The organism is Sporolactobacillus sp. STSJ-5, from assembly GCF_024385605.1.
GTDB lineage: Bacteria > Bacillota > Bacilli > Bacillales > Sporolactobacillaceae > Sporolactobacillus.
Genome location: NZ_JANFOJ010000004.1, coordinates 11854 through 27688, shown reverse-complemented (window position 1 = coordinate 27688; position 15835 = coordinate 11854). Strand labels below are relative to the sequence as shown.

The following is a 15835-nucleotide window of genomic DNA, read 5'->3' as shown; positions in this document are numbered from 1 at the left end:
AATGGAGGAGTGAGAAGATGGGTGAACTGATCACAGCAGGAGAACCAATGGTCTTATTCATTGCTGATGACAAAGGGCCTTTAAATACGGTGCAACACTACACAAGATACTCGGCGGGTGCGGATGTTAATGTGTCGGTTGGTGTCGCACGGTTAGCGCATACGGTTACACTTTTAACACAGATCGGAAACGATCCCTTTGGCACATTTATTTGTGATTATCTTAAGAAAGAAAAGATTGATACAGCGGCAGTGCAGATGAACAATGAATGGCCGACCGGTTTCATGCTGAAGGGTTTGTCCGATGATGGGCAGCCTGAGACATTTTATTTTCGCAAGGGCAGTGCATCATCAAGAATTGATAAAGATAGTGTTGAAAAAATCAACTTTTCCGGCGCAAAGATCCTGCATCTTGGAGGCATTCTTGCAGGATTGAGCGAAACGGCCTACCAGACGACCCTTGCATTAATTAGAAGGGCACGTGACAAACAGCTTAAGATCACATTCGATCCCAATCTGCGACCAACCATTTGGAATTCAGAGAAACAAATGATTCAACGCACAAATGAAATCGCTTGCTTGTGTGATGTTGTGATGCCGAATGTGAAGGAAGCACGTATTCTCACCGGCGAAACGGAAAAAGAGAAAATGGCAGACTATTATCTCGAAAAAGGTGTCAAACAGGTAATCATTAATTTAGTCGATGATGGGTCTTATACAAAGAAGATAGGGGTTGATCATTCCTATACAGAGACCTTTGCACCCAACTTTATCACTAAAAACATCGTTGATCGAGTCGGTGCGGGTGACGCTTTTGTTTCAGGTGTTGTTTCCGCAATGCTTGAAGGGTTGAGTGACTACGAAACTCTGCTGCGGGGCAATGCCATTGGTGCAATTCAGATGCAGCATCTCGGTGATAATGATGGACTACCGACGCGTGAAAAACTAGATGCATTTATGAACGAAACGAAATTAAGCCAAAAGAGTGTGCAACGCTCGATTTAGTGATGTGCAGCATTTTTCTACGTGAAAACAAATGGAATGTAAGCGGAAATAATTAAAAACTGTTTCTAAAGGTACAAAACTGACCTATATTTGCAAAACTATTTTCAATTGAAAGGAGGTTTTCAGATGGAAAATGCTATTCAACTTAATCCTCTAGATAATGTCGCTGTCGCTCTACGTGATCTGCAGATTGGTGAGAGTATTTACGTTGAGAAAAATGAAACCGTTATCAAAGAAAATATTAAGCGGGGTCATAAAATCGCTCTTAAGCAAATTGGATTGGGTGAAGAGATTATTAAATATGGATTCCCGATCGGTCACGCGACCAAGCCAATCAATGATGGCTTTTGGGTGCACACACACAATGTGCAAACCAGTCTGTCCGGAAAAATTGACTACGTGTACCGACCTTCATTGCATCCAATTGTTTTTCCACATGACACACGTACATTTAAAGGATACAAAAGGAAAAATGGAAAAACGGGAATTCGGAATGATCTTTTTATTATTCCAACCGTTGGTTGTATTAACTCGATTGGCGATTTGATAGCTGAACGATTTAAAGCGTCTAATCCGGATAACGGTTCATTTGAACACGTGATTGTTCTCAAACACCCTTATGGATGTTCCCAGTTAGGCGATGATTTAAAAAACACATCTCAGATTTTAGTAGATGCTGCTGTTCATCCGAATGCTGCTGGAGCACTGATCATAGGACTTGGTTGTGAAAACAATCAGATTGATCATATGAAAGCCATATTAAGTGAGTATGATCATGACCGCATTAAGTTTATGAGTTGTCAAAATGCTGATGATGAAGTCGAAGAGGGTTATCAATTAATTGAAGAAATAAATCAATCTGCATCTCAAGACAGACGAATTGATCTGCCACTCAGTGAGTTGAACATCGGATTAAAATGCGGCGGCTCTGATGGATTTTCGGGAATTACGAGCAATCCGCTTTTGGGAAGATTATCCGATTTTATTATTTCTCAAGGTGGGAGCACCGTGTTAACAGAAGTACCTGAAATGTTCGGGGCTGAAACTATGCTTATGGCACGTGCTGAAAACGAGGGGATTTTTAACAAAATCGTTCAGTTAATCAATAACTTTAAAGACTATTTTATGGCATATCATCAACCTATTTATGAAAACCCTTCCCCAGGGAATAAAGCTGGGGGTATCACAACTTTGGAAGACAAATCACTAGGCTGTACGCAAAAATCAGGAACCTCTGCTGTAGTAGATGTCTTGAAGTACGGGGAAAAGATTAAAATGAAAGGGCTTTCTCTTCTGAATGCGCCAGGAAACGATATGGTTTCTTCTTCTGCTTTAGCGTCGGCAGATTGTCATATGGTTCTGTTTTCAACCGGACGCGGAACACCTTACGGAACCTATATTCCTACGGTAAAAGTAAGCAGCAATTCAGCACTTTATAGAAAGAAAGCATCATGGATTGACTTTGATGCGGGTCAAGTGTTGGATCGACCGTTCGATGAAGTCTTGAGTGATTTTATACAACAAATCATTGATATTGCAGGTGGAAAGTTGACAAAGAACGAGAAACACCAAATTCATGAATTGGCAATATTTAAAAATGGTGTCACGGAATGATTAACTAACTAAAAGAGGTGCTACATCCATGGTCCAAAATGAACTTCAACCAAAGAGAACGAATGTCAGATGGAAAATCGGTATCTTAATGTGGCTCGCTATAACCATTAATTATCTAGATCGTGCTAATTTATCAGCGGCTTCGTCAGATATTATGCGTGATTTGCACATCAACAGTGCAGAAATGGGAATTGTTATGTCTGCCTTTTTCTGGTCGTATATGATTTTTCAAATACCTTCTGGGTGGCTTGCTGACAAGGTAGGGCATCGGATTAGTATGTCACTTGCTGTTGCCTGGTGGTCTATTGCAACTGCAATAACTGGTTTAGCACATGGTCTGGTTTCATTAATCGGACTTCGCGTGCTGCTGGGAGTTGGTGAAGCAGGAGCAATGCCTTCGAATAGCGGAATTGCAACGCGATGGTTTCCAGATCATGAAAGAGGCAAGATCTCTGCTTTCTATGATACCGGTTCTAAAGTTGGAACCGCAGTTGCAATGCCGTTGATTGTTTGGATTGTGAGCAATTTTGGATGGAAATTTTCATTCGTTATCTCTGGTATAATCGGTTTATTCTGGGTGATGGCTTGGATATGGTATTACAATGATCCTGAAAAACAGAAGTATATCAATAAAGAAGAACTGTCGTACATTCGTGACGGTCAGAAGAAAAAGGAAGGGCTGACTAAGGAGCAGCCAATGAAGTGGTATCAATTGTTTAAATACAGAAATGTATGGGCAATGTGTTTTGGTTTCTTCACTCTAAACTATGCAATCTTCTTCTTCATCACATGGTTTCCTGCATATCTCGTCGAGGAACGCGGCATGGCAGCCATGACGATGGGGTTTACGGCAATGATTCCACCATTAGCAGGTATTGCCGGTGAAATGCTTGGTGGCTGGACGACTGATTATTTGTACTTTAAAAAACAGTGTTCTCTAACCTTCTCTCGAAAATTCAACTTGGTCATTGGCATGCTGCTGGCAACTTCCATTCTTTTTGCAGGTATCACACAATCAATCGTTGCATGCATTGCGTTGCTCTCTCTTTCCTATGCGGGACTTGCATTTGCAGCAGCTGCACTATGGTGCTTGCCTGGTGATGTTGCACCACGGAACATGACCTCCACATTGGGTGGGGTTCAGAACTGTGCATCAAATTTTGGTGGAATCATCGGACCGATCGTGACTGGTTTCATCATTACGGCAACAGGTTCCTTTGTACCAGCACTTGTTGTTTCAGGTATTGCTACCCTTTTAGGCGCACTGACCTATTTATTCTGGCTTGGCAAAGTTGAAGCGATAAAAATTGAACCGAAGCTGGATACGAATAACATTCAATATTAATTCATAAAATTTTATTTTTTTGAAGGAGAGATAAACTTATGCAAATGACATTTAGATGGTACGGATCAAACGATGACAAAATTAAGTTATCTGAAATACGTCAAATTCCTGGATGCAAAGGCATTGTCGGAGCTTTGTTCGACATTCCTGTTGGTGAAGTATGGCCAAAGGAACGTATTGCTGCACTGAAGATGCAGGTCGAGGATGCAGGGTTGAAACTTGAAGTTATTGAAAGCGTCAACATTCATGATGATATCAAAATCGGTTTACCAAGTCGCGATAAATACATTGAGAACTATATCCAAACGATTCGCAACTTGGCTGAATACGGTATCAAAGTTATCTGCTACAATTTTATGCCGATCTTCGATTGGGTACGTACAGACTTGGCTTACGAGTTGCCGGATGGTTCTACGGACTTAGCTTTTGAACATAAAAAAGTTGAAGGAGATCCATCCGATATTATTAAATCAGTCGAAGACAGTTCCAACGGGTATGTGCTCCCTGGTTGGGAGCCGGAGCGTTTAGCTCAAGTAAAACAACTCTTTAAAGATTACTCAGGTGTTGATGAAGAAAAGCTGGCTGCCAACATGGAATACTTTCTTCAAGCGATTATACCAGTCTGCGAACAAGTGGGTATCAAAATGGCCATTCACCCAGATGATCCGCCGCGTCCATTGTTCGGGCTGCCACGTCTCTTCAAAAATCGTGAGGATATGCTGCGGATCGTAAAAATGTATGATAGTCCATACAATGGGTTCACATTCTGTACCGGAAGTCTTGGCGAAAATCCTAAAAATGATGTGCCCGCTTTGATACGAGAATTTGGTGATAAAATTCCATTCGTTCATGCTCGTAATATTAAGTTCCTGACAGATGGTGATTTCCACGAATCTGCACATTTGTCATCCGAAGGGTCACTTGATATGTATGAAATTATGAAAGCTCTCCATGATGTGGGCTTTGATGGATATATGCGTCCTGATCACGGAAGAATGATCTGGGGAGAAACCGGCCGACCTGGCTATGGCCTATATGACCGTGCTCTTGGCATCACATATCTAAACGGCCTATGGGAAGCACTTGAAAAAGGATCGGATAAACCTAATAAACCTTCAGCTGTTCATTCCAGTGCACAATAATCTTTTGCATCGTCATTTTGGAATTAATGTTCCAAGGGGAAGCAACAGATAAGATAGGATTTTTAATAATAATTATGGAGTCTAGCAAATTTAGTGAGACTGTCTCAGTTTGAAAAAACTTTGAGACAGTCTTTTTATTTATGTACTTCAAAATCTAGTCGAGAAAAAAATTGATGATGAAAAAGAAGTTCTATTATGATACCCAGGCAGTTTGTCGAGTGCAGATGGTGTAGAATAACGTGGACGATGTCCATAGAATGTGATATTTTTATCAAAAGCAACGTGAATCATTAAGAGGCCATTAAAAAAGTGTTACTGAATTTAATCGTGAAGATCTGAAAGAGAACAGCTACACGACGGGAAGCTGGAAAACCCTTCAGATGTGTTGAGCCAAGCTGTGAAAGTCATTAAAGATTCAGTTGCATCGCACAAGCGCAGATTGAACTGCTCCCCAAGAAGTTGGTTAACAAACCTAATTTTTGGGTTTTTTTTTGACAAAAATGTCAATTAATTTTTGAGCATAGGGTTTTAAAGGCTATTGGCTAGGTGCTGTTCAGCAGCTTGTAAATATCATATTTCTTCACAAGCTGAACAAATGCCGGGGTATGGCTGTCACAAACATTTTTAATTGGTTAGATCACTTTGCAAATTAGGTAACCAAAGGAGTGGAGAAATGATTAATGTCCGGAATGACTCATTTTGTATGTATTATGAAAGTTCAATTCTTTGACATAGTAGATATCTCATTTTAAAATGAAATTACTTTTCTTATTTGATTGATCCTTTTTTTATTTCGTTAAAACCAAGTAAGTCGATTGGCATTTCCTGCTTATTGAATGAGGGAGGACTCTATGGATCGTTCTGAAACAAAGGGTATTAAATTGAAAGTGCAGCATGTAAAGAAAAAGTTCGGCCCACATGAAGTGCTAAAAAACATTGATTTAGAGATCTCTTCCGGAGAATTTGTTGCTATTGTCGGAAAGAGCGGGTGTGGGAAGAGTACTTTATTACGTCAGATTGCAGGCTTGGATCAACCGACGGATGGTGTGATTTACTATGATCATACACCGCTCACCGGCCTGTCTCCTGATGTGCGGATTATGTTTCAGGATTCGCGTTTGCTTCCTTGGAAACGTGTTTTACATAATGTAAGCATAGGCATGAAGAAGTCTGGGTTGCAACATGCACAGACTGCGTTAGAAAGCGTAGGACTATTGGATAAGGCGAATGAGTGGCCAAAACTATTGTCCGGTGGTCAGCAGCAGCGCGTTGCCCTAGCTCGATCTCTCGTAAGTGATCCACGATTGCTTTTGTTAGATGAGCCATTAGGTGCGCTGGATGCACTGACAAGAATTGAAATGCAACGCTTAATCGCACAAATTTGGGAAGAGAAAAAATTTACTGCTGTGCTCGTGACTCATGATGTTGGCGAGGCAGTGTTTCTTGCGGATCGAGTTGTGTTAATCGAGGATGGAGCGGTGAAGTTGGACAAGAAGGTGAATTTGCCGCGTCCCAGGACTCGAGGAAGTGCGGAATTTGCAAAAATTGAAGAGGAAGTTTTAAGTCAGATTCTTGAGAAGTAAAAAGAAGTCAGAAGGAGAAGAGATATGGTTTCTTTAAAAGAACGCGATCAACTAGAATTTCAGAAGAAATTGCAGGCAAGCATGCAAAAGAACAACCTTGATGCACTTCTGCTCACCAGCCAAGAAGGTATTTTCTATGCAACAGGGTATGCGAGCAAATTTCTCTCCATGATGAAACAACCGGGAGTTGCTTATGCATTGGTTCCGGCTGAAGGACACGTTAAGTTGATCATTAATAACTTTGAAAAACAAACGGCAGAGCTTCAGTGTGATCCGAAACTTATTGATATTATTCAATATGATTCATGGATTTTCATTGATGATGGGGAAGCAAAGTCTGATAAGAAAACAACGCAAATGAACTTGAATCAATCCTATGACCTTGTTAAGAAATTGATAAGTCAAATCAGTCAGTCACCAAGAATTGGTGTTGAACCGGTTGCCTTGACATGGAAATTGACTGAGCAGCTTTATAAGGACTATGGTGCGAATCAGATTATTGATTTTACAGATGAACTATTGATGGTACGCGTTTTAAAAACAGACTGGGAGATCTCGATTCTTCGTCAAGCCGCAAAACTAGCAGAAAAAGCAACGTTATTGACTGCTCAAGAACTGAAACCAGGCATGAACGAATTTGATATGAATGCAATATATAGGAAACATATTGATGCAATTGACAACCATGCCATTAATACTACACTCGTGACCTCAATTGGTCCGAATTACTCGGCCCCTTTTATTTTAAGAGACTATCAGTTGAAACAGGGAGATATTGTTCGTCTCGATGGAGGAGTCAATTATTACGGTTACCAATCTGACATTGCAAGAACGTTTGTTATTGGTGGAGATGCAACTCCAGAACAACAATCTAAATTTGATGCTTTATACGAAGGGTTCTCAAAGGGATTATCATCAGTTAAACCCGGCATGCATCTCTCCGAACTTTTTGATACAGTCAATGGAACGATCCAAAAAGCAGGCATACCCAATTATTTTAGGGGCCATCAAGGTCACTCCATTGGTGTCAGTGCATTCAGTGAGGAAGCGCCTTTCATTGCACCTAAAGAAGAACTTGTATTTCAAGAGGGAATGGTATTCTGCCTTGAAGTACCTTATTACAGTACTAAAGGCGGCTACAACATTGAGGATGAGTTTTTAATAACGAAAACAGGTATTGAACGTTTCACGAAGGCTAATGATTCATTAAATTGGCCGATATGATTGAAAAAAGGGGAAAAACAATGAGAAAAATAAAGTTCATTTCTATTATTTCTATATTCATGGCGGCTATTCTTGCACTTGCGGGTTGCGGTGCACAAAGCCAATCTTCTTCAAGTAAAAACGGTAAGCTGACGCACCTGTCTATTGGCTATCAACAAGGAATTCCGCTGTTAACGACTGTCAAACAGCAAGGAAAACTCGATGCGCGGCTTAAAAAAATGGGGATTACAGTATCATGGCATCAGTTTAGTTCAACCACAGACATGATGAATGCTGTAGGTGTCTCAAATGGTGTTGATTTCGGCGGCGGCGGCGCGACCGCAAGTATTTTTGCACAGGCATCAGGCAAGAAATTTGTAAAAGTTGCTGCACAAGACTGGATTGTTCATGGTTCCGCAATTCTTGTACGTGCTGATTCACCGATTAAGAGTGTTGCAGATCTAAAGGGGAAAACGATTGCAGTTGCCAAAGGATCTGCACAACAATATCTACTCGTAAGTGCCCTAAAACAAGTTGGATTGAAATATAGCGATATTAAGCCGCTTTATATCCAGCCTTCCGAAGCATTAGCAGCTTTTAAAAAGGGTAAGCAATTTGATGCTTGGGCAATCTGGGATCCAATTACCGCACAAGCACAGGCAAGCGTTAAGTCGCGAGTGATCGCTGATAATGGCTCAGTATTCGGTAAAGAAGCGAGCCTGCAAACGGCACCGTATTATTTCGCTACACCAACTCTTGTGAAAAGTCATCCGGAGGTCGTAAAAATAATTCTTGATGAATTGGCAAAAGCCGGAGCGTGGGCAAAGAAAGATCCGGAAGCATCGGCGAAGTTGCTTTCTAAGGCGTACAATAGCGATTATAATATAATGCTTACGGAAGAAAAACGTGCAGGCAGCAGAAAAATTGTGCCAGTCACCGATCAACTTCTTTCGATGTTCCAAACGCAAGCAGATACGTTCTATAATTTAAAAGTTGTTCCGAAAAAAATTGATGCCAAGGATAAAAATTACAATTGGAATTATAAAACAGAGAAATAATAGAGTTAAAAATTCTTGAGAGATTTATTTTAAAATAAGAGAGAGGTATTGACTTGACGATGCGGCACCGAATGATTAACCGATTTAAAATCATTCCATGGATTATTCCTTTTTTACTTCTCTTGTTGTGGCAATTCTTAACTGCAAGTGGTATTGTTCCGGAAAATGTATTTCCAAAGCCAATGGATGTTGTCCAAGCGTTCATCGAACTGATGAAAAACGGACAACTCGAAAGCAATGTTGGAATAAGTGCGGGCAGAGCATTTGCTGGATTTTTGATTGGCGGTGGAATTGGATTTTTATTTGGGTTGTTAAATGGCCTGTTTAAGGGATTTTATTGGTTTACCGATACATCCATTCAGATGATCCGTAATGTTCCGCATCTTGCAGTCCTTCCGCTCGTTATTGTGTGGTTTGGTGTGGGAGAAACGGGTAAGGTATTCCTTGTAGCTCTTGGCGTATTATTTCCAATCTACATTAATACATTACATGGCATCCGTTCAGTAGATCCAAAGCTTATTGAAATGGGAAGAGTCTATGGACTGAGTAAATGGTCGTTGTTTACACAGATTATTCTTCCTGGATCTCTTTCTTCAATATTCGTTGGTATCCGCTATGCGCTTGGTGTGATGTGGTTAACACTGATTGTTGCCGAAACAGTTGCTACAAACTCAGGCATCGGCTATATGGCAATGAATGCTCGCGATTTTATGCAGATGAACATTATCGTATTGAGCATTATCATTTATGCCCTGTTAGGAAAAATGTCTGATTTAATTGCTAAACTCTTGGAGCATCTTTTCTTAAAGTGGGAATAGTTTCGGTATGAAAGTGAAATTGAGTTGTGGAATTACTGAAGCATCTTAGCATTGGCTAAGATGCTTTTTTGATAGGCGCCAGCTTCATAAATGTCATTCTGAAACAGCGGTGATTATTCTTTTATAAATGCCCCTTTTTTAGAGTCTTTCAGATTTTAGAAGATTATAAACTTGACAAATAATGTTTTTTTGCAAAAAAAAAGCCCCATAATGCATGGGGTAAGGGGAATGGATTGTTTCTATCTATAGTATTACCAATCAAGAGAAATTTTAAACATTAGGAATTAAATTAATTAGGGGGACTAATGGATTTATCGTGCAGCTGAATTCAGCGACTCTTAAACAAGTATAGTCTTCAATCACCAAGTATTTTTTGTCCTTAAACACAATAATATCGCCTTTATCGTATTTTGTTTTTTCAGCGTTAATGAGCATTTTTTTACTTAAATACCATGCAGAATAATGCTCAATATAGTGAACAATGTACATGTCTCGAAGCATTAATATATCCTCCTAAATTATTTGAAGAACAATCCACTATAGAAAATTCTATCAGAAAACGATTACAAAAAAGTTACATACACTTTGTTATACATGGATTAGACTGCTTTTAATATCTAGAGGGGCATCATTTCGTTAGAATTTGGAGAAGGGATCTGTCGAGTGCAGATATAATAAAATGAAGTGAGATTGTGAGTCCTTGTTAAAACGATTACTCTGAAGAAGACATTTCCTTTTCTTGATTTTTAAAATAGGTGTTGCTATATTCAGTTGGAGCCGTTCATTGTTTTCTGTCGTTCATATAAAATTTAATGATTATGTGCACTTGTTTTTTAGAAAATTTCAATTATTATTTATTAGTTGGCTTTAGTAAAATGATTTTGTTCATATTGTAACTAATTGGATGGAAACAGGTGAAAATCCTGTGCGGTCCCGCCACTGTAAGGGAGTAATCCTAAGTCAGGTCTTTTCAATTAGTCGAATACTCACGAGGATGGGAGAAACAAACGATGCGATTGAAAGTAGCAGTTTTGTTGTTTTGTATTACTTTTTTGTTCGTTCCGATGCAGGCTTTCGCATCAGAGGACGTAAGTAATGATTTGGATCGCCTTGCAAATCATATCAAGGCTTCAGGAATTGATTCGGATTGGGACGTTATTGCGCTATCAAAGGCAGGTAAATTGACGGACAATGTACGCGAAGCGTATTTGACTACAATTAAGGAGCGTGTGAATGGAAAACAATTGTCGGGAACAGATCTCGACAAAACGGTCTTGGTGGTTAAGGCATTAGGTCAAGATCCTGAAAACTACGAGAATCATGATCTTATAAAAGCCATTTATTCTGATACTTCGATTAAATCATTAATGGATTTCACCTATGCACTTACTGCACTAAGCTCTGACGATTATGTGATCCCGAGTGATGCGCTGTGGACCACAGATCGATTCATTCACGAACTGGCACAGCGTCAAACAAGTTCAGGAGGATGGGGCTGGGCAGGCGATCCTAATGGTGATCCTGATGTGGACACGACATGTATGGTTTTGACTGCCTTGTCACGCGATCAAGATCGGGCAAGGGATGTTATTGATAAAGCAATAAATTATTTGGAGCGCTCAGAACAAGCGGATGGCGGCTTTGTCAATTATTCGCCAAATTCCAATTCGGCGGCTCAAGTCATCATTGCTCTTTCTTCGTTAGGGATTGATCCTACAGAAGGAGCGTTTAATAAAGAGGGTCGTAATCCTGTTACTAACCTGGAACAGTATAAAGCCAATGGCGGGTACAAATGGGCTACCTTCAGCGAGAGTGACGATGCTTTTTCTAATGAACAGGTGATTCAAGCTTTGGTCGCCTATTCCCTTTTCAGTGATGGAGATCAGCTATTTAACTTTAGGACAAAGGATGTATTTAGCTCTTCGGATTCCCAGACAGGGTCTGCCATTACAACGAATTCCAATTCATCAACTGCAGAACAGCCCAATGATGCGAATCCAGCAGCCGAAAATATTTCAACCACAACAGCGAATCAGAAAACTGGGCATACAACAATTCAGCCACAGGAAAATGTTTCTTCTCAACAGTCACCAAAAGTCGAAACAGCTGTTGCCCATGTTCATGAGACCCAGTCCGCACGTAACAGTAAGAATAGAGGGGCCGAACCTTCAACTAAAAAAACAACAGGAACTGTTCAACCTACATCATCAGAAAAGAAGAAATCCGAAGCGAAGTCGACACCATCAGCCCAAACGTCGAAAGCGAAGCATCAGACGCAATCGGATGGTAAACAGTCTCCGAAACGCGTAACCACTGTTAAGAAAACTGAGCTTAATCCTCTGCATCTCTATTTAGGCGGTGCATTTGTTTTGCTGGGCATTATTGGTCTTTACATTCGGTATCGGTTAGGCGGTGCTCGTTATGAAAATCAGTAAAATTCTGCTGCTGTTCATTTCCATTGGCTTTATTGTCTTTGGCTCGGTATTCATTGCCAATGGATTTCAAACGACAACCTATCATATAACGCCCAACTCTGAAGACAAGCAGGATCAATCTTCCACTAAGTCGAGTCATTCAAACGAAAGAGCATCAAAAGCTAAGCATGCATCAGTTCCAAAGCAAAAAGTTCACAAAAAAAGCGATAATGGCTCTTCATCTGTAAGTGAAAAATTAAATACCTCTGCTCGTTCGGATTCGAGTTCTAGTACAAGTATGAGTTCTAGCTCAAGTTCAGACTCTGGTTCAAGCTCAGGCAGTACAAATTCAACTCCGGAACAAAAGGCAAATCCGAAAGCATCGGGTTCAAATACAAATCATTCGAGTACTTCAAACGCTGCAGACAGCAGCAATCAAGCGTTGATCAATGTAGAAATAAAAGGATATGACAATAAGGATATTTCCGGTCCTGTTGCATTTACTGACGGCATGACTGCTTTTCGCGCGTTACAGATGTTGACAGGCAGCAAAAATATAGACCTTGATTATTCGGGTTCCGGATCGACTGCTTATATAAAGAGCATCAATGGACAAAGCGCGGGTGATAAATCTGCTCAAAGCGGTTGGATTTATAAAGTAAACGGAAAATCACCGAATGTATCCGCAGGAAGCTTTAAACTTCAGGATGGGGATACCTTGGCATGGATTTATCAGGAATGAGGCGGTATGAATGTCCACACGTAAAATGGCGTTGATTTCATTATTAGCAGCTTTAAGTATTGTCGGGAGAATTTATATGACCTCAATACCGAACGTTCAGCCATCCACCGTGATCATTATTATTACGGGTTTGGTATTTGGGGCGCGGTTTGGATTTACTGTAGCTTTGCTTACAGCAATTGGATCTGATTTTGTTTTAGGCTTTGGCTTTTTTACAGCGATGCAAGTACTAGCCTGGGGATTAGTGGGCATTTTATCAGGACTTTTATCGCGTTTTCGAACGAAAATTCCTATGCCTGTTATGGCTTGTTATGCTGCGGGGTGCGGCTACTTATTCGGATTCATTGTGTCACTCAATGTGCTGGTTGCCGGTGTCCCAAGTTTTATTGCCTATTGGATAATGGGCCTGCCTTTTGATTCGTATCATGCGGTCGGCAATTTTTTATTCTATATTATTTTGTCCCCCATTCTAATCAAACTGCTGGAGGCAGAAAAGAAAAAATTACAACTATAGAAATGAATTCATGTATCAAGATATTTTCACAACAAAAAACATTCACCTGAACTGACCCCCTGAAGTTGGACGAATAAAATTCAACTTTAGGGGGTTTTTGTATGACCAAATATTCTAATGAATTTAAGATTAATGTGATTGGTGAGTACTTAGCCGGTATAGGAAGCACCTCACTTCATCAAAAATATCATATTCCTGGACAACACGCGGTTTTGAATTGGGTGCATTAATATCAGATCAATGGTTTTGCTGGATTAAAAAATCGTGATCATTGGCAGGAGTATACCTGTACTTTCAAACTGAACGTATTAAAGTGGATGAAAGAGAACCATTCATCCCTCGAACAAACAGCTCTTCATTTCAAAATGTCTTCGCCGTCAACGATCTATCAATGGGAGCGACGGTTTGAAGCAATGGGTGTGGATGGATTAAAAACCAAGCGAGGTCGTCCACCTATGGGGAAACATGAGCATATAAAGCGTACAGCCAAAAAGAATGACACATTGAATAGGGCTGATCAGCCGGAACAGAACCGGATTAAGGATCTTGAATTAGAAAACGAACTTCTGCGAATTGAGAATGAATACTTAAAAAAATTAGATGCCTTAGTTCGTCAGAGAGAGCAACGCGAGCGGAACAAACGCAAGTAGTTACTGAACTAAGGCGCAACCACTCTCTGACTCATATTCTACAGGTAGTGCCGTTGCCTAAGAGTGACTATTACTATCAGAAACAGCGCCAGCAAAGGGATACTGATGACCCTATGATCTCTGAAATTAAAGCGGTCAAACAGAAGCACCCAGCTTATGGCTATCGTCGCGTGGTCCTGACTCTACGACGCTGTCATTTAAAAGTGAATCACAAAAGGTCCAGCGCATCATGAGAATGGAAGGACTTCAGTCAACGGTCTATACCAAAAGGATTCGTAAGTATAACTCCTATAAAGGGACGGTTGGCAAAGTCGCTAAGAATCATTTGAACCGTCGGTTCATGACGGATCGACCCTACCAAAAGCTTGTCTCTGACGTTTCCGAATTTCGTTGGGGGCATCAAACAATCAACGAGCGTCTTTATCTCGAACCCGTTATGGATCTTTATTCTGATGAGATTTTAGCTTCTAATATTAGTGATCATCCAACAGTAGCCTTTGCGTTAAAACCGCTTCATGAGGCTCTCGAACGCCTACCGGAACATCATTATCGCACGTACGTTCATACAGATCAGGGCTTTCAGTACCAAAATTGCCTTTGGCGCAAGGAACTTAAATCGCATCATGTTTGTCAGAGTATGTCCCGAAAGGCGACTTGCTTGGACAATGCCCAGATGGAGAGCTTCTTCCACCTCATGAAAGCTGAGACAGTAGCCTCACACCACTATCAGACACGCAAAGAGCTAGAAACTGCCATGCGTGTGTGGATTAAGTACTATAATGAATCTAGGATCAAAGAAAAACTCGGTGGTCAAAGTCCGATTGAATATCGGATTTCAAACACCGAGCAAGTAGCTTAAAACTATGTCCAACTTTTGGGGTTCACATCACACCTGCATTAATTTTGTTGCTGTTTTTTTCTTTAATTCCAATCATCATTTCCTTGATGATTAGTTTTACAGATATTAACATTACAGGTCTTGCAGATTGGTCAAAAATTCATTTCATCGGGATCGAAAACTATGAGAATCTATTTAAAGATCCAACTTTCCTGCAATCAATTGGAAACAGTATTTTTTATGTAGTCATTGGCGTACCACTTGTTATTGCTTGTTCAATGGGAATTGCACTATTGATTAATTTTGGTAATAGCTGGGTTTTCAGATTGTTTCGTTTGATCTTTTATGCGCCTTCTATTACGAACGTTGTGGCTGTTGCGGTTGTCTGGAATTATCTTTATAACCCTCAGTTTGGACTGTTGAATTTTATTCTGCATTTCGTTCACCTTGGTCCGGTTCCTTGGTTGCAGGATCCGATTATCGCAAAAATTTCATTAATCATTTTGGCATTGTGGCGAGCAATTGGGGTCGATATGTTGATTTTTCTGGCAGCGCTTCAAGGTATTCCAAAAGCATATTATGAAGCAGCTCAGATTGACGGTGCAAATAGTTGGCAGAGGCTGATTAAGATAACGATTCCGATGTTACGGTTTGCGACCTTCTTTGTTACGGTGACGACCTTGATTGGCTGGCTGCAATTTTTTGAAGAACCTTTTGTCATGACTAGTGGTGGCCCACTGAATAGTACAAATTCGATCGCACTATTTATTTATCAAAATGGCTTTCAATTTAGCAAATTCGGATATGCGGCTGCTGGTTCTATGGTATTGTTTGTCATTATTATTCTTGTCACGCTGATTCAGTTCCGCGGACAGCATAAACAACAGGATAATCAGATGTAACGGAGGTG

General features: G+C 40.4%; 17 protein-coding genes and 1 riboswitch. Of the genes, 16 read left to right on the top strand and 1 reads right to left on the bottom strand.

The window, feature by feature from the left end; translation table 11 throughout:
* Positions 1–17 precede the first annotated feature (17 nt).
* The 8 genes from NOM01_RS05630 (at position 18) to NOM01_RS05595 (ending at position 9767) form a co-directional block, all read left to right on the top strand.
* Positions 18–1004 (top strand): sugar kinase, encoded by a 987-nt coding sequence (locus NOM01_RS05630; RefSeq protein WP_255747137.1) that lies wholly within the window; start codon positions 18–20, stop codon positions 1002–1004.
* A gap of 126 nt (positions 1005–1130) precedes the next feature.
* Positions 1131–2618 (top strand): UxaA family hydrolase, encoded by a 1488-nt coding sequence (locus NOM01_RS05625; RefSeq protein WP_255747134.1) that lies wholly within the window; start codon positions 1131–1133, stop codon positions 2616–2618.
* 28 nt (positions 2619–2646) lie between these two features.
* Positions 2647–3963: an MFS transporter gene (locus NOM01_RS05620; RefSeq protein WP_255747131.1), complete on the top strand. Its 1317-nt coding sequence runs from the start codon at positions 2647–2649 to the stop codon at positions 3961–3963.
* Positions 3964–4001: 38 nt separating this feature from the next.
* Positions 4002–5105 (top strand): mannonate dehydratase, encoded by a 1104-nt coding sequence (gene uxuA, locus NOM01_RS05615; protein ID WP_255747127.1) that lies wholly within the window; start codon positions 4002–4004, stop codon positions 5103–5105.
* Between the two features lie 851 nt (positions 5106–5956).
* Positions 5957–6688, top strand: a complete 732-nt coding sequence (locus NOM01_RS05610) for an ATP-binding cassette domain-containing protein (RefSeq protein ID WP_255747125.1) — start codon at positions 5957–5959, stop codon at positions 6686–6688.
* A 24-nt stretch (positions 6689–6712) separates the two neighbouring features.
* Positions 6713–7912, top strand: coding sequence for a M24 family metallopeptidase (locus NOM01_RS05605; protein WP_255747122.1), 1200 nt, complete (start codon positions 6713–6715; stop codon positions 7910–7912).
* Between the two features lie 20 nt (positions 7913–7932).
* On the top strand, positions 7933–8949 hold the full coding sequence (locus tag NOM01_RS05600) for an aliphatic sulfonate ABC transporter substrate-binding protein (RefSeq protein ID WP_255747120.1): 1017 nt from the start codon (positions 7933–7935) through the stop codon (positions 8947–8949).
* A gap of 59 nt (positions 8950–9008) precedes the next feature.
* Positions 9009–9767, top strand: a complete 759-nt coding sequence (locus tag NOM01_RS05595; RefSeq protein ID WP_255747403.1) for an ABC transporter permease subunit — start codon at positions 9009–9011, stop codon at positions 9765–9767.
* Positions 9768–10037: 270 nt separating this feature from the next.
* Here NOM01_RS05595 and NOM01_RS05590 read toward each other — a convergent pair whose 3' ends face one another.
* Positions 10038–10268 carry a hypothetical protein gene (locus NOM01_RS05590; protein WP_255747119.1) on the bottom strand — a complete coding sequence of 77 codons (231 nt, stop codon included), beginning with the start codon at positions 10266–10268 and terminating at the stop codon, positions 10038–10040.
* A gap of 378 nt (positions 10269–10646) precedes the next feature.
* A riboswitch (adenosylcobalamin (AdoCbl) riboswitch) is annotated at positions 10647–10786 on the top strand.
* Here NOM01_RS05590 and NOM01_RS05585 point away from each other — a divergent pair.
* The 8 genes from NOM01_RS05585 to NOM01_RS05555 all read left to right on the top strand — a co-directional run bounded on the left by NOM01_RS05585 (position 10778) and on the right by NOM01_RS05555 (position 15827).
* A complete protein-coding gene (locus NOM01_RS05585; protein ID WP_255747118.1) occupies positions 10778–12202 on the top strand; it encodes a prenyltransferase/squalene oxidase repeat-containing protein in 1425 nt (474 codons plus the stop codon). Its footprint overlaps the riboswitch before it by 9 nt.
* Positions 12189–12923: a DUF4430 domain-containing protein gene (locus NOM01_RS05580; RefSeq protein ID WP_255747117.1), complete on the top strand. Its 735-nt coding sequence runs from the start codon at positions 12189–12191 to the stop codon at positions 12921–12923. The genes NOM01_RS05585 and NOM01_RS05580 overlap by 14 nt, the downstream gene beginning before the upstream one ends.
* A 10-nt stretch (positions 12924–12933) precedes the next feature.
* On the top strand, positions 12934–13437 hold the full coding sequence (locus NOM01_RS05575; protein ID WP_255747114.1) for an ECF transporter S component: 504 nt from the start codon (positions 12934–12936) through the stop codon (positions 13435–13437).
* A gap of 101 nt (positions 13438–13538) precedes the next feature.
* A complete protein-coding gene (locus NOM01_RS05570) occupies positions 13539–13667 on the top strand; it encodes a hypothetical protein (RefSeq protein WP_255747111.1) in 129 nt (42 codons plus the stop codon).
* Positions 13668–13673: 6 nt separating this feature from the next.
* Positions 13674–14087, top strand: a complete 414-nt coding sequence (locus NOM01_RS05565; RefSeq protein WP_370645955.1) for a helix-turn-helix domain-containing protein — start codon at positions 13674–13676, stop codon at positions 14085–14087.
* Between the two features lie 113 nt (positions 14088–14200).
* Positions 14201–14320 carry an IS3 family transposase gene (locus NOM01_RS17200; protein ID WP_370645953.1) on the top strand — a complete coding sequence of 40 codons (120 nt, stop codon included), beginning with the start codon at positions 14201–14203 and terminating at the stop codon, positions 14318–14320.
* The gene (locus tag NOM01_RS05560; RefSeq protein WP_255747399.1) at positions 14278–14946 is read left to right on the top strand and encodes an IS3 family transposase; all 669 of its coding nucleotides are present in this window, start codon (positions 14278–14280) and stop codon (positions 14944–14946) included. Before NOM01_RS17200 ends, NOM01_RS05560 begins: the two co-directional genes overlap by 43 nt.
* Before the next feature lie 26 nt (positions 14947–14972).
* Positions 14973–15827: a carbohydrate ABC transporter permease gene (locus NOM01_RS05555; protein ID WP_370645952.1), complete on the top strand. Its 855-nt coding sequence runs from the start codon at positions 14973–14975 to the stop codon at positions 15825–15827.
* Positions 15828–15835: the final 8 nt, after the last annotated feature.